The 17,902-nt window shown below is 69.9% G+C and carries 15 protein-coding genes and 1 pseudogene; 7 read left to right on the plus strand and 9 right to left on the minus strand.

What is annotated here, in order from left to right; genetic code table 11:
* Positions 1 to 12: 12 nt before the first annotated feature.
* From QE397_RS06525 to QE397_RS06540, 4 genes are all read right to left on the minus strand, one after another.
* Positions 13 to 1,005: a phytoene/squalene synthase family protein gene (locus tag QE397_RS06525; protein ID WP_285185473.1), complete on the minus strand. Its 993-nt coding sequence runs from the start codon at positions 1,003 to 1,005 to the stop codon at positions 13 to 15.
* Positions 1,002 to 2,666: an alpha-(1->6)-mannopyranosyltransferase A gene (locus tag QE397_RS06530; RefSeq protein ID WP_051613368.1), complete on the minus strand. Its 1,665-nt coding sequence runs from the start codon at positions 2,664 to 2,666 to the stop codon at positions 1,002 to 1,004. Before QE397_RS06530 ends, QE397_RS06525 begins: the two co-directional genes overlap by 4 nt.
* A gap of 101 nt (positions 2,667 to 2,767) precedes the next feature.
* Positions 2,768 to 4,336, minus strand: a complete 1,569-nt coding sequence (crtI, locus tag QE397_RS06535; RefSeq protein ID WP_027505835.1) for a phytoene desaturase family protein — start codon at positions 4,334 to 4,336, stop codon at positions 2,768 to 2,770.
* On the minus strand, positions 4,333 to 5,436 hold the full coding sequence (locus QE397_RS06540; protein ID WP_197027790.1) for a polyprenyl synthetase family protein: 1,104 nt from the start codon (positions 5,434 to 5,436) through the stop codon (positions 4,333 to 4,335). The genes crtI and QE397_RS06540 overlap by 4 nt, the downstream gene beginning before the upstream one ends.
* A 222-nt stretch (positions 5,437 to 5,658) precedes the next feature.
* Between QE397_RS06540 and QE397_RS06545 the strand changes: the two genes are divergently transcribed.
* A complete protein-coding gene (locus QE397_RS06545) occupies positions 5,659 to 6,705 on the plus strand; it encodes a methylenetetrahydrofolate reductase (RefSeq protein WP_081821267.1) in 1,047 nt (348 codons plus the stop codon).
* Here the strand turns inward: QE397_RS06545 and QE397_RS06550 are convergent.
* From QE397_RS06550 to QE397_RS06570, 5 genes are read right to left on the minus strand one after another with little or no spacing between them, the layout of a single operon-like run.
* A complete protein-coding gene (locus QE397_RS06550; protein ID WP_307092429.1) occupies positions 6,637 to 7,815 on the minus strand; it encodes a glycosyltransferase family 2 protein in 1,179 nt (392 codons plus the stop codon). The genes QE397_RS06545 and QE397_RS06550 overlap by 69 nt on opposite strands.
* Positions 7,812 to 8,543 carry a hypothetical protein gene (locus tag QE397_RS06555; protein WP_056445605.1) on the minus strand — a complete coding sequence of 244 codons (732 nt, stop codon included), beginning with the start codon at positions 8,541 to 8,543 and terminating at the stop codon, positions 7,812 to 7,814. Before QE397_RS06555 ends, QE397_RS06550 begins: the two co-directional genes overlap by 4 nt.
* A 23-nt stretch (positions 8,544 to 8,566) precedes the next feature.
* Positions 8,567 to 9,418 (minus strand): carotenoid biosynthesis protein, encoded by an 852-nt coding sequence (locus tag QE397_RS06560; RefSeq protein WP_307092432.1) that lies wholly within the window; start codon positions 9,416 to 9,418, stop codon positions 8,567 to 8,569.
* Positions 9,415 to 11,031 carry an NAD(P)/FAD-dependent oxidoreductase gene (locus tag QE397_RS06565; protein WP_307092434.1) on the minus strand — a complete coding sequence of 539 codons (1,617 nt, stop codon included), beginning with the start codon at positions 11,029 to 11,031 and terminating at the stop codon, positions 9,415 to 9,417. Before QE397_RS06565 ends, QE397_RS06560 begins: the two co-directional genes overlap by 4 nt.
* Positions 11,028 to 11,603, minus strand: coding sequence for an N-acetyltransferase (locus QE397_RS06570; RefSeq protein WP_231476337.1), 576 nt, complete (start codon positions 11,601 to 11,603; stop codon positions 11,028 to 11,030). Before QE397_RS06570 ends, QE397_RS06565 begins: the two co-directional genes overlap by 4 nt.
* Positions 11,604 to 12,000: 397 nt before the next feature.
* On the opposite strand from QE397_RS06570, the gene QE397_RS06575 reads away from it, so the two are divergent.
* The 6 genes and pseudogenes from QE397_RS06575 (at position 12,001) to QE397_RS06600 (ending at position 17,896) form a co-directional block, all read left to right on the plus strand.
* Entirely contained in the window at positions 12,001 to 12,441 is a 441-nt protein-coding gene (locus QE397_RS06575) for an SAV_6107 family HEPN domain-containing protein (RefSeq protein WP_231476320.1), read from the plus strand.
* Positions 12,442 to 12,608: 167 nt separating this feature from the next.
* Positions 12,609 to 13,038: pseudogene (locus tag QE397_RS06580) on the plus strand (DUF3040 domain-containing protein).
* Positions 13,039 to 13,548: 510 nt separating this feature from the next.
* Positions 13,549 to 13,980 (plus strand): division/cell wall cluster transcriptional repressor MraZ, encoded by a 432-nt coding sequence (gene mraZ, locus QE397_RS06585; RefSeq protein WP_027505841.1) that lies wholly within the window; start codon positions 13,549 to 13,551, stop codon positions 13,978 to 13,980.
* A 201-nt stretch (positions 13,981 to 14,181) separates the two neighbouring features.
* Complete coding sequence (gene rsmH / locus QE397_RS06590) at positions 14,182 to 15,186, plus strand: 16S rRNA (cytosine(1402)-N(4))-methyltransferase RsmH (RefSeq protein WP_307097390.1); 1,005 nt, start codon at positions 14,182 to 14,184, stop codon at positions 15,184 to 15,186.
* The gene (locus tag QE397_RS06595; RefSeq protein WP_307092436.1) at positions 15,183 to 15,983 is read left to right on the plus strand and encodes a hypothetical protein; all 801 of its coding nucleotides are present in this window, start codon (positions 15,183 to 15,185) and stop codon (positions 15,981 to 15,983) included. Before rsmH ends, QE397_RS06595 begins: the two co-directional genes overlap by 4 nt.
* On the plus strand, positions 15,980 to 17,896 hold the full coding sequence (locus QE397_RS06600; RefSeq protein ID WP_082544520.1) for a penicillin-binding protein 2: 1,917 nt from the start codon (positions 15,980 to 15,982) through the stop codon (positions 17,894 to 17,896). The genes QE397_RS06595 and QE397_RS06600 overlap by 4 nt, the downstream gene beginning before the upstream one ends.
* Positions 17,897 to 17,902: the final 6 nt, after the last annotated feature.

The following is a 17,902-nucleotide window of genomic DNA, read 5'->3' on the forward strand; positions in this document are numbered from 1 at the left end:
CGCTCGATCGGATCAGGCGGCGCGTGACCCGGGCCGCGGGAGCCGTTCTCCGGCTCTGACGAGAAGACCTCGACCGGCCGCGGTCGCGGCGACACGAGCGCGCCGAGGAGTGCCCACGCGAGAGCGGACGGACAACGACCGGTACCCGTCGTTCTCCACGGCCTCGAGGATGTCCTGGTACAGCGCGAACGCGACCCGGATGCCCTCGCGCGCCCGCGGTTCCAGCAGGGCGATGCCGGGCTCGGCGGTGCGGTAGAGCGCGCGGGTGGTGGCGATGATGTCGGCTAGAGCGCGGCGGACCCTCGGATCGACGGAGTCCGTACGGCGGCACCACCACAGCAGGTCCTCGTCGACGCCGTAGGCGGTGAGCACGTCGCCGGGCAGATAGATGCGGTCGCGCGCGAGATCCTCGCCCGCGTCGCGAACGAAGTTCGTGACCTGGAAGGCCTCGCCGAGAGCGGACGCCGTCGGGCGGGCTTCCTCGACCGGACACACGGTGCCGAGGACGGGGAGCATCTGCAGCCCGATCACGGCGGCGGAGCCGTACATGTACGTCGACAACTCGTCCATGGTGGCGTAGCGATCCTTGTAGATCGCCGAGTGCGGTACGTCCATCAGCATCGATGTCATGAAGGCAGTGAAGTACTCGGACGGGATGTCGTAGCGACGTGCGGTGTCGAACAGGGCCGCCAGGATCAGCTCGTTGCGCCGGTCGGGTCCGGGCGGGACCGACGTCGGCGGGGCGATGGTCGAGGCGAGACCCTCGTTCAGTCGCTCCTCGATGCGGGTGAGCAGCGCCAGGTCGAGTGCGACCGCCGTGTCGTCGCCGCGCTCGGCGATCATGTCGACGTCGATGATGTCATCGACCATGCGTGCGAACGCGTACAGCGCGTGCACCGCGGGCCGACGGTCGGTCGGCAGCAGGCGGGTGGCGAGGAAGTACGTCTTACCGTGTTCGGCTGCCACGTCCCGGCACAGCGCGTAGGCCTCGGGAAGATCGGTCACTCGGTCAACTCCTGGCTGGGCTGGTCCGGACGGGGCTGGTCCGGGCGGGCGGTCTCGGCGCGGACGCGCGGGGCCGGGACGAACGTGTTCTCGTGCTCCGGGTGTGTGACGGCCCGCAGGCGGAGGGGATCGACCGTCCGGAGCGACAGCGCGGCGACCACTGCGGCGAACGTCGCCAGCACGACGTGCGGGAACGTGTATAGACCGATGGACCCGTCCGGCTGGAACACCAACATGAGCCAGGCGGACAGGCCGACCAGCACGGTCAGAGTGGTCGCCGACATGGTGAGACCCGCGGCGACGGCGAGAGGCCACGAGTAGTACCAGGGGAGAGCGGCCGGGGACAGGATCACGATGGCCACCAGCGACACGAGGATGCCCAGCAGTGCGCCGCGCTCCGAGTGGCGCGATCGCCACCACGCCGCGGCCAGGATCGCGGCCAGAGCCACCGCGCACAGCATCCTGGTCACCTCGAGCACGGGGCCGAGCCGAGCGCCCGTGAACCACCCGGTGAAGACCGTGACCAGGTGGGCGAGGATGGTCGGCAGCGAGAGCCAGTTGATGATCTTGGCCGAGCCCGAGAGCGCCGTCAGCCAGCCGATGCCGACGCCGGCCACCAGGGACGCGACGACGAACACCGCGACGAACACGGCGAAACCGATACCTGCGGTCTTCGCGAACACCAGCAGGACGTGCTGGCGTCGCGGCGGGTCACCACGCTCGGCCCGCGCCTCGTTCTCGGTGCGGAGCCGGTCGCGCTCGTGGAGCATCCAGATCCACACCAGGAAGGGCAGCGCGATGCCCGCGGTGGCCTTGATCGCCACGGCGACCGCGACGAGCCCCATCCCGGCGACGTGGTGCCGGTCGAGGACGGCGGCGATGCCGGCCGTCATGAGACCGACCATGAGCATCTCGTTGTGGACGCCGCCGATCAGGTGGATCAGGACCAGGGGATTGAGCACGGCGAGCCACAGGGCCACGGCAGGATCCGCGCCGAAGTGTCGGGCGATGCGGGGAACTGCCCACATGGTGAGGGCGAGCCCCGGCAGCATGGTCAGGCGCAGGAGCATCGTCCCGGCGATCACGTTGTCGCCCGTGAGCGAGGTGATGCCCTCGCCCAGCAGGAGGAACAGCGGGCCGTAGGGCGCGGTGGTGGTGGTCCAGACGTTGCTCACGTTGTCCAGCAGCACACCGGGATTGGCGACGGGACCGACGGCGTACGGGTCGAACCCGTCCCGGAGGAGGGCGCCCTGTGCGAGGTAGGAGTACGCGTCGCGGCTGAACATCGGGACCGCGAGCAGGAGCGGCGCGATCCAGAGCGGCACCACCCAGCGCAGCTGCCGCACCGTGGTCCGGTGACCGAGAGTGGCGCGTCCGAGACGGACCCACGCGGCGATCATGAGCAGCACGCCGATCCACACCATGACGGTCGACAACACGAGTCCGTGCCCGAAGCGGAGCCAGGACAGGTGCATCGCCTCGAGCAGCGGGTCACGACGGCGCACGGCACCCGAGCCGAAACCGCCGAAAGTGATGAGCGCGGACCCGGCCAGACCCACCAACGTGGCGCGGCCGGCGCGTCCCCCGAAGAACCGTCGTGTCGATCGCCACGACGACTCGTCGGTGGCGTCCGCGGCCCGGAGTGGGGAGGACGTCGTCATGTTCCTCCCCGGAAGACGCGACATGCCGGCGACCGTGCGGAAGCCGGGCTGAACTCACGTGAGTTTAGAGGCTCCGGACCGGAAGACGAACCGGCCCGCCGTCAGACGGCCACACGGGCCGAGCGACGCACGGACGGATCGATGCGTTCGGCGGCCAGTCGACCCGAGATCAACACCGTCGGCACACCCACTCCGGGGGTGGTCCCACACCCGGCGAGGACGACGTTGTCGATGCCCTTGACCAGGTTGCGGCGCCGGAACGGGCCGGTCTGGCGGAAGATGTGCGACGCCGAGAACGGGGTTCCCGCGACCATCCCCTGCGCGAGCCAGGTGGCCGGCGTGTCGATGTGGTCGATCTCGAGGTGCTCGGACACGCCGGTGTAACCGCGGCGATCCATCTCGAGCAGGATCTCCCGCACGTAGGGGTCGGTGATGGCGGACCAGTCCAACGGCGCGCTGTCGAGATTGGGGCAGGGCGCGAGGATCGAGATGGGCTCCTGCTCGACGCCGTCGTGCGTGACGCGCAGAGCCGGATCGGTCAGCGAGGTCCGGGTGATGAGCAACGACGGGTCCGACATGAGTGTGCCGCGCCCGCGCGAGGCGGTGAGCTCCTCGAACGTCTCGTTCCAGTTGTGCCCGAAGTCGATGACGTGGTGCGAGCGGGACGACCACCGCGCGGTGACGTCCACCGGCACGCGGCCGTGCACCACGACACAGGACGGTGACGCCCGGATCTTGCGGCGCACCGTGATGCCGGCGGTGGCGAGAAGGCGATCCGTCACCAGGAGATCCGGCGTGAGGATCAGGGAGTCGCACGTGTGCCGCTCGCCGTTCTCGGTCACCACCGCGCGAGCGCGGGTCCCGCCCTTCTCGATGGCGGCCACGCCGGTGGAGAGCAGCAGCGTGCCACCCGCACTCACGAACGCGTCGGCCATCGCGTTCGCGATCGACTGCATTCCGCCGTCCGGGAACGACACACCCAACGACGTGTCCATGTGCGAGATCGCGGAGTAGACCCCGAGAGCTTTGGCGGGCGCGACACCGGCGTAGAGAGCCTGGAAGGTGAAGATGCGGCGCAGTCGCGGGTCGTCGATGAGCTTGTCGATCCGCTTTCCGAGTTTTCCGAACCCCCCGAGACGCAGCAGGGTCAGCGTGTTCGCTCGCGCCCTGCGCTCGCCCACGAGGTCGAGCGGTGAGTCGAAGTTGTCGTCGATGTAGCGGTCGAACTCCGCGTCGAACATCGATCCGATCCACGCGCGGAGCGTGCGGTAGCGCCGAGCCTCGTCCGGCCCGCACTTCTCGCCGACCTCCGCGATCATCCGCTCGGGATCGGAGTGGACGTCGATGGTGGTGCCGTCGGCGAAACGGGTGTGGTACGCCGGATGCAACGGTGTCAGACGCAGGGGAGGCGTGGTGGACTCGCGGGTCGCACCCACCGCGGCGAGCGCCTGATCGATCAGGTCGGGCATCGTGAGAACGCTCGCGCCCGTGTCGATGCGGTAGCCCGGCGCCGCGACGGAACCCACCCGGCCGCCGACGGTGTCGGACTTCTCGATCACGGTGACCTCGCGATCGGTGCCGCGGAGGTGGAGCGCCGCGGCGAGGCCGGACAGACCGGCGCCCACGACGATCACGTGATCGGTGGGTCCGGACACGGTGGCATGCGTCATGAGGTTCTCCTGGTGGCGGTGTAGGCCATGGCCGTGAGCCGCCTCTTGGCGTCCTCGGTGACATCGGACGCGTTCAGCGCCGCCAGGGCGCTGTCGGTCAGTGTGGTGATGCGGCGCTCGACGTCGTCGACGGCACCGAGATCGATCATGTGCGCACGCAGGTCGTCGACGGCAGCCTCGGAGAGGTCCGTGCCGATTCCCGCGCGTAGAGCAGCCGCGGTGGCGGGATCGCGTTCGTCCGCCGCGTCCAGGGCTGCGGCGAGGAGCACCGTCCGCTTGCCCTCACGCAGATCGTCGCCGGACGGCTTGCCGGTCACGGACGGATCCCCGAACACTCCCAGCAGGTCGTCCCGCAGCTGGAAGGCGATGCCGATGTCCGCACCGAACGTGCTGTAGACCTCCAGCAGGTCGGGGCCGGCGCCGGCGAGCGTGCCGCCGATGAGGAGAGGGCGTTCCACCGTGTAGGCCGCCGTCTTGTAGCGGTCGATCTGGAGCGCGGCCTCGACGGAATCGTCTCCACTGGCCTCCACGGCGATGTCGAGCAGCTGCCCGCCGAGCACCTCGGTGCGCATCGCGGACCACACCGGAGCGAGGCGTGCCGACGTGGCGGAGTCCAGTGCCGCCGCGCGGACGAGATCGTCGGCCCAGCAGAGCGCGATGTCGCCCAGCAGGATCGCGACCGACTCGCCGAACTTGTCCGAGTTCCCGCGCCACCCGGCCGCGCGGTGCCGTTCGGCGAAGGTGACGTGGACTGTGGGGAATCCGCGACGGGTCGAGGACGCGTCGATGATGTCGTCGTGCACCAGCGCGCACGCCTGAACGAATTCGAGGGCGGAGCACACGTCGAGGACGGCGTCGGCCTCGGCGGCGTGCGGATCGCCGCCCGCACCCAGGAAGCCCGTCCACGCGAAAGCGGGGCGGATCCGCTTGCCGCCGCGGAAGACGAAGGAGGTGAGCTCTGCCACGGCGTCGGTGTAGATGGGACCGACCGAGTCGACCGTGGCCTGTTGCGTCGCGACGAAATCGCGCAGGGACGTCTCGACCGCATCGACGAACGTCCCCAGCGGCCACTGATCACGGTCGTCCGCGGCGGACTCCACGTCGAGCGGTCGGTGGGCGGCGGGGCTGTGCGGTGCGGCGGACAGAGTTTCCTCCGGTGTTCGGGGCGGCGGACGGTGTCCGCGGGCAGTCGGTCGGGATGCGGTCGGGTCTCGGGCGCAGCGTCCTGGCACCCCCGACTCTATCCGGGTATTCGGACACGGCGCCGGTGCGGACGACCTGGGGGCCCGAGCAGGTCGGCGCGGGAATCTATGCTGTGAGGCGTGACAGACGAATCCTCCCGCGCGCGGGTCAGCCGCACTCCGTCGGTGATCGACCGGTTGAATTCCGCGGCGCACGGGAGTGTTCCGTTCTCCGTCGAGTTCTCGCCTCCTCGCGACGAGGCCGCCGAGGACCGCCTGTGGCGTGCCGTGCGCACCTTCGAGCAGATGCATCCCGCCTTCGTGTCCATGACGTACGGGGCGGGCGGATCCACGCGTGATCGCACGGTGCGGGTCACCGGCGAGCTGGCGGAGGTCACCAACCTGCTGCCCGTGGCCCACCTCACGGCCGTGGGGCACAGCCGCACCGAGCTGCGCGCGATGGTCGGGGCCTACGCGGACCGCGGCATCTCCAACATTCTCGTGTTGCGCGGCGACCCTCCCGGCGATCCGCTGGGTCCGTGGGAGAAGCATCCGGACGGCGTCGAGTACGCGGAGGAACTGGTGCGGTTGGTCTGCGAGCTGGGCGACTTCCACGTCGGTGTCGCGTCGTTCCCCGAGGGACATCACCGCGCGCCCGATCTCGACCACGACACCCGCCATCTGGTCGCGAAACTGCGTGCGGGCGCCGAGTACTCGATCACCCAGATGTTCTTCGACGTCGAGGACTATCTCCGCCTGCGTGACCGTGTCGCCGCGTTCGATCCGGAGCAGGGCGCCAAGCCGATCATCCCCGAGATCATGCCCATCACGTCGCTGCGCAGCGTCAAGCGTGCGATGGAGCTGTCGGGATCTGCGCTGCCCGCATCCGTCGAGAAGCGCCTGTCCGCCGCGGCCGGGTCCGACCCGGACGAGAACCGGGCCGCCGTGCGCGCGGTGGGCATCGAGATCGCCACCGAGATGGGGGAGCGACTGATCGCCGAGGGCGCCCCCGGCCTGCACTTCATCACGCTGAACTTCGCGAAGGCCACCAGTGAGGTCGTCGGCAATCTCGGGCTCGCCCGCCCGGTTCCGGAGGGCACGGGTGGGATCGGTACCGGATCAGTGCCGGGTGGCCAGAACGCGCGACTTCCACACGAGAGTGCCCTGGCGGCGTCCCCGGTCCGATGAGGCCAGCAGCGCCGAGCCCGCCGCGATGGACAGTGGGTGCAGCGCCGAGGTGACGACGTCGCGGGCCAGCGAGTCGTCGCTGCCCTCCGCGCGCCGCGCAGCGATGCGCGACACCCATCCCGCCAGGTACCCGGCGACTCCCCACCGGCGGGTCGATCCGCGCGCGGCCATCGCGATCGGTGGCAGAATCCATACGGCTGTGGCGATCGCCGAGACGGCGAGAGTGCCTGCAGCGCCGCCGAACTGGGACCAGAGCCACTTCGCGTGACCGGCACGCACCTGCGCGGCGTCGGTGTACATGCGGCACGTCGCGACGCGCCCGCCGTACGCCACTGCCGTCGGGAGACCGCGGGAGCGGACGTGCCGCACCAGCGTCAGATCGTCGGCCACCGCGAAGCGTGTGCACTCGTGTCCGCCGACCACGCGGTAGGACGGTGCGTCGAGCACGAGGAACTGCCCGTTGGCCACGCCCATCGACGGCCGACGGCCTCGATTGGCGGCCCGGACGAGGAGGGTCACCGACCACGACCACGACAGCAGAGGCTGGACGACCCGCTCGATCGTCGTCACCGCCGTCTCCGCGGGCCACGGGCAGAGCATGGCCACGTCGTGCTCGCGGAGAACGGACGCGGCGGCGTCCAGTGCATCGGGATGCAATCGCACGTCCGCGTCGAGGAAGACGACGAGGGTCGGATCGGTGGTCGCGAGCGCGCGGCGGCCGAGGTCGAGGCAGGCGAGGGACTTGCCCATTCCCGGCGCGTCGGCCGGCTCGGTGGTGCGGCCCGCCAGGATCCGGAAACGCGGATCGTCCCCCACGACGGCCCGGGCGACGTCCGCGGTCCCGTCGGACGAGTCGTCGTCCAGCACGAGCACGGTCATCGCGGACCGGGAGCGCTGAGCCAGCAGATCCCGCAGCAGGTCGGGGAGACGGTCTGCCTCGTCACGGGCAGGAATGCAGACCGTGATGCGCTCACCGGCCCGCACCGTCGCCGCGGACGAGGGCAGCACGCGGGGTGCGGTCGCGGCGTTGATCAGGGCGATGCCCGCGGTGGCGATCGAGGCGAGAGAGCCGACTCGGACCGCGTTCCGGGCTCGGCGCCGGGCGGTCACCGGCGGCCGGCCGACTCCGCATCGCGTCGGCGTCCGCCGGAAGCGTCGCGGGCGACGTAGGCCATGCCGCCGACGATGGCCGCGATACCCACGGTGACACCGAAGACGATGCCGGCCCACCCGGCGAAGCTGCGCGTGTTCGGATCCGAGTAGCGCACCTCGGCGCGCAGGGTGCTGCGCTCGCCGGCGGGGAGCTTCCAGGACACCACGTTGTCGCCCTCGCGGGCGCCGTTGGTGGTGGTGACACGGGCGGGGAAGGCGATGGTGAACTGCACGTCGCTGCCCTCGGCGGGTACGGAGCTCAGATCGACCTGGCCGGCGAGAGTGACGAGGTCACCCGCGCGGACCAAGGACAGCTGGTAGAGGCCGACCGACTGGTCGGACAGTGCCGCGAGCTGCTGCACGTCACCGAACGTGAGGTCGCTGAACAGCGCCTCGCTGCCGACGTACCCGTCCGAGTCGTACGGCTGCACCCGGATCTTGCTGCCCAGGCTGTCGGGGACCTCCATGCCTGGTCCGGTGTCACCCTCGGCCGTCGGCACCGTCGCGGCGACGATGCGGCCGGACACCCTGTCGTTCGAGGACACGCCCATGGACACCTGTGCCCGGAGGCACCCGGCCAGCAGCGGAACCGTCAGCAGGGCGAGCACGAGGACGGAGACCACGCGGCGCGGTACGGAAACGCGCGGCGACGTGCGAGGAGCAGCGGGGTGGGGCACAGCGGTCATCGTGCCAGGCCGCCGCGACACCGTCAGTGAACGGGTCGGTCGGCGCGGCGTGGCGCGTCGCGAGCGATGTCCGACCGGGGTCGGGACAGGGCGAGGAGGAAGGGGACACCGACGACGCCCATGGCGACGAGGCCGTACAGAGCGGACCAACCGAGGTCCGGCAGGAAGACCGCATGGGCGAGAGCGGAGCCGAGCCACGTCCACACGAACAGCCCCCACGGCACCAGCGGGCTCACCGTGGGCGTGCGCATCGGTGACCGCCCCAGGACCTCCATGGCGACGGCCATGAGCGCCGCGACGAGCAGCCATCCCACATAGTTGGTCCACGGGATGCCGTCGAGCCCGGGCAAGGAAGCGAAGGGACTGCACCAGGTCCACTGACCGTCGGCCACCATCTGAGGGTCGAGATACAGATCCCACCCCACGACGCCGACGGTCGTGAGTCCCACGCGGGTGGGCACCGGTCGGCGCATCCGCTGCGCGACGACGGTGGCGGCGCACCACACCGGGTACAGGCCGGCCGTCCAGGCGAACGGAACCACCACCGGCACGTGGGCCAGGGAGGGTCCGATGCGGTCCTGCGCGTACTCGTAGCACCCGAAGGGCATGCCGGTTCGCGTGCCGATGATCTCGGCCGTCAGGCCGATCCCGGCGGTGAGCAGCACCATGAGCGTGGCCCACCCGGCCCCGCGTGCGCTCGCCGCGTGCGTGACGCAGGCGGCGGCGAGCAGAGCGACGACACAGAACGTCACGGCGTCCTTGACGCCGCCCGAGACGAGCGGGTAACTGATCTGCGCGAGGACGGCCGCGACGGCGAAGCCCACCGCGACGGGTGTGGCTCGCCCCGACGCGCGGAGAGTGTCTCCCGACCTCATCGGCGGCCCGGGAGAGCGGCGCCCAGACGCGACGCCACGCGCTTCAGAGGGCTGCCCGCGCGTTCGGCGATCGCGAGCCGGGCGGCACTGCGGCCGCTGGATCCGGAGACACCGCCGCCGGGGTGCATCGAGGCGCCGGTCAGGAAGAACGACGGGGCTCCGGGCACGGTCATGTCCGCGAGCGCCGGCATGGGGCGCCACATCATCATCTGGTGCAGTGACATCTCGACGTGCATCACGTTGCCCCCGATGAGCCCGAGTTCCTGTTCGAGGTCCCACGGGGACTGGGTGTGCCGTTGCAGGATGCTGTCGGCGAAGCCGGGGGCGTACTTGTCCACCTCGGCGACGATCCGATCACCTTCGAGTTCCGCCACCTCGGGGCTGCCACCTCGCCAGCTCCGACCGTCGGCCAGTCGGTACGGGTGCCACTGCGACCACAGCGAGACCTGGTGTTCGCCGGGCTTCGCGATCGACGGGTCGACCGCGCTGAAGCTCATGGCCAGCACCACCGGCGCCGGCGGGAGATCGCCTGCCGATGCCGCTCCGTGCGCCCGACGGAGCTGGGCCCGGTCGTGTACCAGCAGTTGCAGTCCGCGGCTGGACGACTCGACGCCGGGAGCGCCGGGATACTGCGGCAACGACGACGTCGATGCGCGGACCACCATGCCGATGCCCGGCCCCACGTCGATCTGCCGTCGCCACGACTCCGTCGTCGCCGTGTCGAAACCGCCGGCGTCGAGGAGGTCGAGCGTGGTCAGGATGTGGCACCCGGCGATGACCGTGCGTGCGCGCACCTCCTCGCCACTCGCGGTGCGGACCGACCATCCGTCTCCGACACGCGTGACCGACACGACGGCGTCACCGAGGGTGACGGTGCCTCCGTCGGCCTCGATCTTCGTCTGCAGCGCGACGCTCAGCGCGCCACTGCCGCCGACGGCGCGGCCGGGCGGGGTCGTGTGCATCAGAGCGTTGAAGGCCACCATCGGGGCCGTGCCGGGCTCGGACATCGGCGGACCGGACTGGGCGCCGAACCACGCGAGAGCCGCTTTCAGGCGCTCGCTGTCGAACCACCGGTTCAGAAGCGAGTCGCCCGACGCGAGGAACTCGCGGGACAGGGCCGCCGCACCGTCGCTCGCGTCCATGCCCCAGAAGGAGGACAGCAGAGCCCTCCCGGTGGGCGGACTCCCGAACGACGTCATGACACGTGCGCTGCGGGGCCCCCACAGTGCGACGAACGCGCGGTACGCGTCCGCGTCCTTGCGTCCGCACGCCGCCTCGATCGAGGCACAGGTGGCGTCCAGGTCCACGGAGAACACGATGCCCGGCTCGTCGGTGCCGGGCGGAGGCGGCGCGAACGCCCACGGGTCGCAGTCGAGATAGCGCAGGCCGTGATCGGCGAGACGCAACTCCTCGATGATGCCGGTCTGCCGGATCATGATGTGCGCGGACGAGCCCCGATCCACCTTGTGGCCGGGGAAGCGCTCGACCGTGGAGGCCGCGCCTCCGACGACGGTGTCTCGTTCGAGGACGCGGACGGACCATCCGGCATCGGTCAGGTAGGCGGCGGAGACGAGTGCGTTGTGACCCGATCCGACGACGGCGGCATCGATCACGTGGTCGGCCCCTCTTCTGTGGTGGTGTCGAGACCGAGTCCGGTCCCGGGTGTCAGGGGTAATTCGCGGCCGAGCACCGCGAAGGGTCGGGCGTCCCCGGCGAAGTGGAATCGGCGCACGACGTCCTGGAACCCCGTCCGCCGGTAGAGACGCCATGCTCGATTGTCCTCGCCGGTGACCTCGGGGGTGGAGAGCAGCACGGAACTCTCCCGGCGGCCCGCCATGAGGGCGAGCAGGAGCCGTTCGCCGAGACGGTGCCCCTGAGCCTCGGGGGAGACGTGCAGCTCGGTCAACTCGACGTAGTCCGAGAGGACCCGCTCGGCGTTCTCGGCGGACCACCCCGCTCGTCGCATCCCGTCGCGGACCTGCTGATGCCACCACTGATGTGGCGCTCCGCGATAGCAGTAGGCGATCGCCACCAGGTGGTCGTCGTGTGAGACTCCTCCCACCGCGCCCCACCCCGGCCGCAGGATGTGCTCCGCCCACATCGGCGCCCGATGCAACTCGGTTCCGCGCGGGTAGCCCATCGCGGCGACGTAGACGGACAGGGCTTCGGTCAACCGTCGGCGCATGTCCTGCGGGGTGAGTTCGATCAGACGAATGCCCTCGTCGGAGGGGCCGCCTCGGGCGTCGTGAACGGTACTCACCTCGATCCCTCGCATCGTGTCGGACGTCCGCGCTACAGTGAAGTCATCGAACACGCGTTCGAACGAATCGACCTCGGGTCGATCGGCCCGACATCGGGTCGATCGCGCGAGACGGTCCGGAGAACATGTCCGACCTCCATGCTTACATCGCGCTCGATCGGCCCGCTCAGGGGAGTAACCGACAGGCCGACGGTGTTGAGAAGGACGTGGGACGCCGATCGGTTCACGTGTCGGAGAGGGAGGTAGCGCAATGGCTCGGAGCACGGGTGGTCACACTGCGGCACGCCGCAGCTCTGCAGACCGCACGGAGGGTGGTGAGACGATGACGAACGGCACGGTGGTCTCGTTCGACGCCTCCGCGGCGCCGTCGCGCACGCACGCCCGCGCCCGCATGTTGCTGCGTCGCGCGGACGCCATTCTCGGTGACGCGGCTGGTGCACCGTCGGCGGCCGACATGTTCCTCGAGTCCTACGTCGCCGCGTTGCGCGGTGCCGGCGCCCTGCTCGACGCGGTCGATCCGGTGCCCAAGCGTGGGGCGTCCCGCAGCGCCTGGGTGCGCATGCGGACGGCTGCGCCGGAGTTCACGGAGTGGGCGTCGTACTTCGCCGCGTATTCCACGCTGCGTGCGTCCATCGAGGCGGGCTCGGCCGATCGGCTCGACGCGGCCGAGGCGGACGAGTTCTTCTCGCAGGTGGGACGCTTTCTGCACCGCGTCGAGGACCGTGTGACCTCGCGGTCCGACGCGGTCGCGGTGCCCGCGTAGGCCTGGTCGCCACCACGGAGCGACTTTTTCTCGCATACTGGTGGTGCAGGTAGGTGGCTCGCCGCCGATTCTGCTCGTATCATCGACAACAGGTAGCCGGACCGATCGGCTACCTCTCACTTCTGGCCAAGAAGTGAGAGCCACCATCCAGTGCCGGGGGAGGTACCGTGCCACTCTCCGAGCACGAGCAGCGCATGCTCGACCAGATCGAGAGCGCTCTCTATGCCGAGGACCCCAAGTTCGCGTCGACCGTGCGCGGCGGACGGATTCGAGCCGCATCCACGCGGCGTCGTTTTCAGGCCGTCGCTCTGTTCGTGATCGGCCTCATTCTGCTCATTGCAGGCGTGGCCCTCCCGTTCAAGCCCGGTGGATTCCCGATCATCAGTCTCGTCGGCTTCGTGTTCATGTTCGGCTCCGGCGTTCTGCTCTTTGCTGCGCAAGCCCACCGCGCCCCAGTCCGAGCAGTCCGAGGGCGACAACCCGCCGGCACCGGGAAGCGGCCCGCGCCGTTCCGGTTCCGCACCGCGCCGAGGTCCTCGCAAGGGATTCTCCTCGCGGATGGAGGATCGTTTCAAGCGACGGTTCGACCAGGAATGAGAGAGACCGGAGCGGTCATATCGACCGCTCCGATTCTCGCGTGAGGGGCAGCGCGCCTCTCACACCGATGCTGTGACACTTCAGCGCGGCACCCACCACGGGTGCCGCGCTGATGCCGTTCAGGGCCCCGTGGGTGTCGATCCCCCCACCGCGCCCCACCGAGGGTGGTCTCGGCCCCCGGATCCCCACCACGCCCCACCCGGCACCCCTGGCGACTCTGCCGCGCGCGGTCACCCGGGCCCGTGACGCGAACGTGCCGTTCGACCTCGGATTATCCGGTTCACGGGTGCCGCGGAACGGTGGGGGACACCTCCACCACGCGCACGTGGGTCTTCCCGCTGCCGGATCGACTTCGCCGCTCTTTGTGCGTGCGACCTGGCCCTTTAGTGACGAGTCACTGAAATGTTCCGCCGTGTCGATTGAATGTGGGGGAAAGTGGGGTAATGTGGCGGACAGCGGGGATCGATGGAGTCCCGCGAACTGCACGACACAGGGTCGAGGAGGTGCCGAGTGTTTCTCGGTACCTACACGCCCAAGCTCGATGACAAGTTTCGACTGACGTTGCCGGCGAAGTTTCGCGAAGACCTGGCGGGAGGAGTGATGGTGAGCAAAGGGCAGGACCACAGCCTGGCCATCTACCCCCGTGACGTGTTCGCGGAGCGGGTGGCGAAGCTGTCGAAGGCCTCGCGGTCGAACCCGCAGGCGCGCGCGTACATCCGCAACCTCGCGGCCGGTACGGACGAGCAGCGGCCGGATTCGCAGGGTCGCATCACCATCGGGTCCTCGCACCGCGAGTACGCGGCGCTGTCGAAGGACTGCGTCGTCATCGGCTCGATGGATCATCTCGAGCTGTGGGACGCCGCGTCGTGGGAGCGGTACTCGCAGGAGCACGAAGAAGATTTCTCGCAGGCAGTGGACGAATCGCTCATGGACATGTTGTAGCCACACCCGGCCGGCGGCGAGTGCCGCGTGGCCTCTGCCCGAACCGGGCCTTGACGTACTTCCCCAACGCCAAGTACCGGTCGGACCCTGACGTACTTCCCCAACGCCAGGTTCCACTGTCGGACAGAGACCTCGACGCACTCACCGCTCCACCTGGCACGACACACAGCTCGAATGCGAATCAGGCGGGAGATCACCACCATGGCGGAGGACGAGCAGGCATCCGCCTCGCCTTTCTCGCACGTTCCGGTCCGCCTTCCTCGGGCCGACGAACTTCTCGGACCGGCGTTCGTCGCCGCTGCTGCGAACGACCGCGATCCCGTCTACATCGACGCCACTCTCGGCCTCGGCGGTCATGCCGAACACTTCCTCACCGCGTATCCGCGGTTGCGTCTCGTCGGTCTCGACCGCGACCCGGACGCGTTGGCCATGGCCGGAAAACGGCTGGCTCCCTTCGGTGACCGCGTCTCGCTGGTCGCGACCACGTACGACGGTATCGAGGACGCGCTGGCGTCGGTCGGCCTCGGCGCGACGGACAGCGTCGACGGGATCCTCTTCGATCTCGGCGTCTCGTCGATGCAGCTCGACTCCACCGATCGTGGCTTCGCCTACTCCGTGGACGCACCGCTCGACATGCGGATGGATCCCACGACGGGTCGGACCGCCGCGGACATCCTCAACACCGCGTCGCACGGTGAGATCGCCCGCATCCTCAGCACGTACGGCGAGGAACGCTTCGCCGGCCGCATCGCCTCGGCGATCCTGCGCCGCCGGGAGACGGAACCGTTCGTCACCAGCGGGCCTCTCGTCGAACTGCTCTACGCGAGCATCCCGGCCGCGACGCGTCGCACCGGCGGACATCCGGCGAAGCGGACCTTCCAAGCACTGCGGGTCGCGGTGAACGAGGAACTCGACTCGTTGCGAGACGCCATCGCACCGGCTCTCGACTCGCTGGTCGTCGGGGGACGCATCGTCTTCATGTCGTACCAGTCGCTCGAGGACCGCGTGGTCAAGCAGGAGCTGACACCGCGCACCCGGTCCACCACTCCGGAGGGGCTCCCGATGGAGCTGCCGGGAAGCGGACCCGAGTTCCGGCTGCTCACTCGCGGCGCCGAGAAGGCCTCGCAGGACGAGATCGACGACAACCCCCGCGCGGCTCCGGTCAGACTGCGCGGCGCAGAACGCATTTCCAGGAGGTCGTCATGAGTGTTCCGGTGGACGTGACCGGATCGGACGGCAACCGCCGCGCTGGGTCCTCGCTCGAGACGGTGCGCACACCGCGGCCTCCCGCTCGCACGGGCGCGGCCAAGCGCGCGTACGACAAGCGTCGCCAGCGTGCGATGTCCCACGAGTCCGACCCGCGCGCGCATCGACCCACCCGATCCGTCGCGGCTCGGATCCCGTTCGTGGCCAGCATCATCGGGCTCCTCGCCATCGGACTCGCCTCGACACTGCTGTTGAGCACACGCGCTGCGGAGGATTCGTACCTGCTCAGTGCGGGGCGTGCCACCAACCAGGAGCTGACGGAACGGGCCGCCGCGCTGCAACGTGACGTGGAGACAGCGAATTCGGCTCCCGAGCTGGCCCGTCGCGCGACCGCACAGGGAATGATCCCGACGAAGGACGTTCCGCGACTGGTGGTCCTGCCGGACGGCGTCGTCCAGGTGATCGGTACGCCGGCACCGGCCGCCGGTCCACCGGCTCCCGACTTCGCGGCCGCCACCCCGTCGGGCGGTGCGGCGACTCCGAGTGCGCGCCCCGGGGCACCCGCGTCCGGCGGGGAGGCGCTCACTCCCGTCGGTCGCCCCGGTACGTCGCCGAGTGCGTCCGCGACCCCGACCACGTCGGCACCGGCAGCATCCACCACGCCGGCCCCCACGACGTCCGCGCCCGCGGCACCGACGACCACGCCGATGCCGGAGAATGCTGCGCCGCAGCCTCTTCCGGCTCCCGCCGCCGCGGTGGGCGAGCAGCAGGTACCCATCGCAGGAGGCGCTCGGTGACCACTCGACAGCCGTACCGGAGCACCGGCCGCGACCACGGCGACCCACGCGCTCGGCCGGCCACCGGCTCCGGTCCTCGCGGTCCTCGTCCGCCGCGTCGACAGGGTCCACGCAAGTCCGAGACGTTCGACTTCCGGTTCCGCTACGGCCGTTTCGCGATGTTCGCGATCCTGGGCGTCGCGACGCTGCAGTTGCTGTGGATCCAGGGCATCGACGCCCCGTCGCTGTCGGCGCAGTCGGCCAGTCAGCGCACCACCACCATCGTCGATCCGGCGACGCGAGGGTCCATCACGGACCGGGACGGCAATCCCATCGCGTTCACGATGGAGGCGAAGGCGCTGACCTTCCAGCCGCAGCGAGTGCGTGTGGAGCTCGAGGAGGCGAAGGCGAAGGACGACACGAAGCCGGATCCGGACGATCGCATCCGCGAGGTCGCTGCCGGTGTCCACGGCATCCTGGGCGACCTGGTGTCGGAGAAGGACCTTCTCGACAAGATGACCGGATCCTCGTCGTTCGAGTACCTCGTGCGCAGCATCGATCCCGCCGTCGCGGCGACCATCGCCGAGCAGTACCCCGAGGTCGGCCTCGAGCGGCAGGACATCCGCGAGTACCCGGGTGGGGCGCTCGCCGCCAACATCGTCGGGGCGACCGGCTGGGACGGCCACGGCCTGCTCGGCCTCGAGGACTCCCTCGACCCGGTGTTGGCCGGTACCGACGGCTCCCGCACCTACGACCGCGGCAGCGACGGCGCGGTGATTCCCGGCAGTTGGCGCGACCAGCAACCCGCCATCGACGGCTCGAACGTGGAGCTGACGCTCGACAGCGACATCCAGTACTACGTTCAGCAGCAGGTCCAGCAGGCCAAGGATCTGTCGGGCGCCAAGAACGCGTCGGCAGTCGTCCTGGACTCGCACACCGGCCAGGTGCTGGCCATGTCGAACGACGGCACCTTCGACCCGGCCATCGGCGTGGGCAACAACTCGCCGACGGCGCAGATGGGCAACCTCGCGGTGTCCAGCCCGTTCGAGCCGGGATCGGTGAACAAGATCGTCACGGCGGCGGCCGCCGTCGAGGACGGTCTGACGAACCCCGACGAGGTGCTGCAGGTTCCCGGCAGCATCACGATGTCCGGTGCGACGGTCAAGGACGCCTGGGATCACGGCGTCGCGCCGTACACGACCACCGGTGTGTTCGGTAAGTCCTCCAACGTGGGCACGCTGATGCTCGCGCAGCGGGTCGGCGAGGATCGCTACGCGGACATGCTGGACAAGTTCGGGCTGGGACAGCGCACCGACGTGGGCCTGCCCGGCGAGAGTGCCGGCAGTGTCCCGGCCCGCGACCAGTGGTCCGGCGGCACGTTCGCGAACCTCCCGATCGGGCAGGGCCTGTCGATGACCCTGCTGCAGATGACCGGTATGTACCAGGCGATCGCCAACGACGGCGTGCGCATCCCGCCGCGCATCGTGTCGGCGACCGTCGGCAAGGACGGTCAGCGCACCGCGGAGCCGCAGCCCGAGGGCGTGCCGGTGGTCAGTGCCGACACCGCGCGCACCGTGCGCGACATGTTCCGGGCCGTCACGCAGAACGACACCGGCAACCAGCGCGGCACCGGTGTCGCCGCCGGTATCGAGGGATACCAGGTCAGTGGCAAGACCGGCACCGCGCAGCAGGTCGATCCGGAGTGCAAGTGCTACTCCAACTCGAACTACTGGATCACCTTCGCCGGCATCGCGCCGGCGGACGATCCGCGCTACGTGATCGGCATCATGCTCGACGCCCCGACCCGCAGCTCCGACGGATCGGGCGGGCAGTCCGCCGCTCCGCTGTTCCACTCGATCGCGTCCTGGATGCTGCAGCGTGACGCGGTGCCGCTCTCGCAGGAAGGTCGTCGGCTCCTCCTGCAGGCGGACTGATCCGTC

This window comes from Rhodococcus sp. SORGH_AS_0301, from assembly GCF_030818285.1.
Classification (GTDB): domain Bacteria; phylum Actinomycetota; class Actinomycetes; order Mycobacteriales; family Mycobacteriaceae; genus Rhodococcoides.

What these genes read in the sequence shown, in the direction of transcription:
- crtI (WP_027505835.1), bottom strand. Translation starts at nt 4,336, where the DNA reads ATGACGCATGCCACCGTGTCCGGACCCACCGATCACGTGATCGTCGTG.
- QE397_RS06570 (WP_231476337.1), bottom strand. Translation starts at nt 11,603, where the DNA reads ATGCGCCGACGGTTGACCGAAGCCCTGTCCGTCTACGTCGCCGCGATG.
- rsmH (WP_307097390.1), top strand. Translation starts at nt 14,182, where the DNA reads ATGGCGGAGGACGAGCAGGCATCCGCCTCGCCTTTCTCGCACGTTCCG.
- QE397_RS06530 (WP_051613368.1), bottom strand. Translation starts at nt 2,666, where the DNA reads ATGACGACGTCCTCCCCACTCCGGGCCGCGGACGCCACCGACGAGTCG.
- QE397_RS06555 (WP_056445605.1), bottom strand. Translation starts at nt 8,543, where the DNA reads ATGACCGCTGTGCCCCACCCCGCTGCTCCTCGCACGTCGCCGCGCGTT.
- QE397_RS06560 (WP_307092432.1), bottom strand. Translation starts at nt 9,418, where the DNA reads ATGAGGTCGGGAGACACTCTCCGCGCGTCGGGGCGAGCCACACCCGTC.
- QE397_RS06595 (WP_307092436.1), top strand. Translation starts at nt 15,183, where the DNA reads ATGAGTGTTCCGGTGGACGTGACCGGATCGGACGGCAACCGCCGCGCT.
- QE397_RS06575 (WP_231476320.1), top strand. Translation starts at nt 12,001, where the DNA reads ATGACGAACGGCACGGTGGTCTCGTTCGACGCCTCCGCGGCGCCGTCG.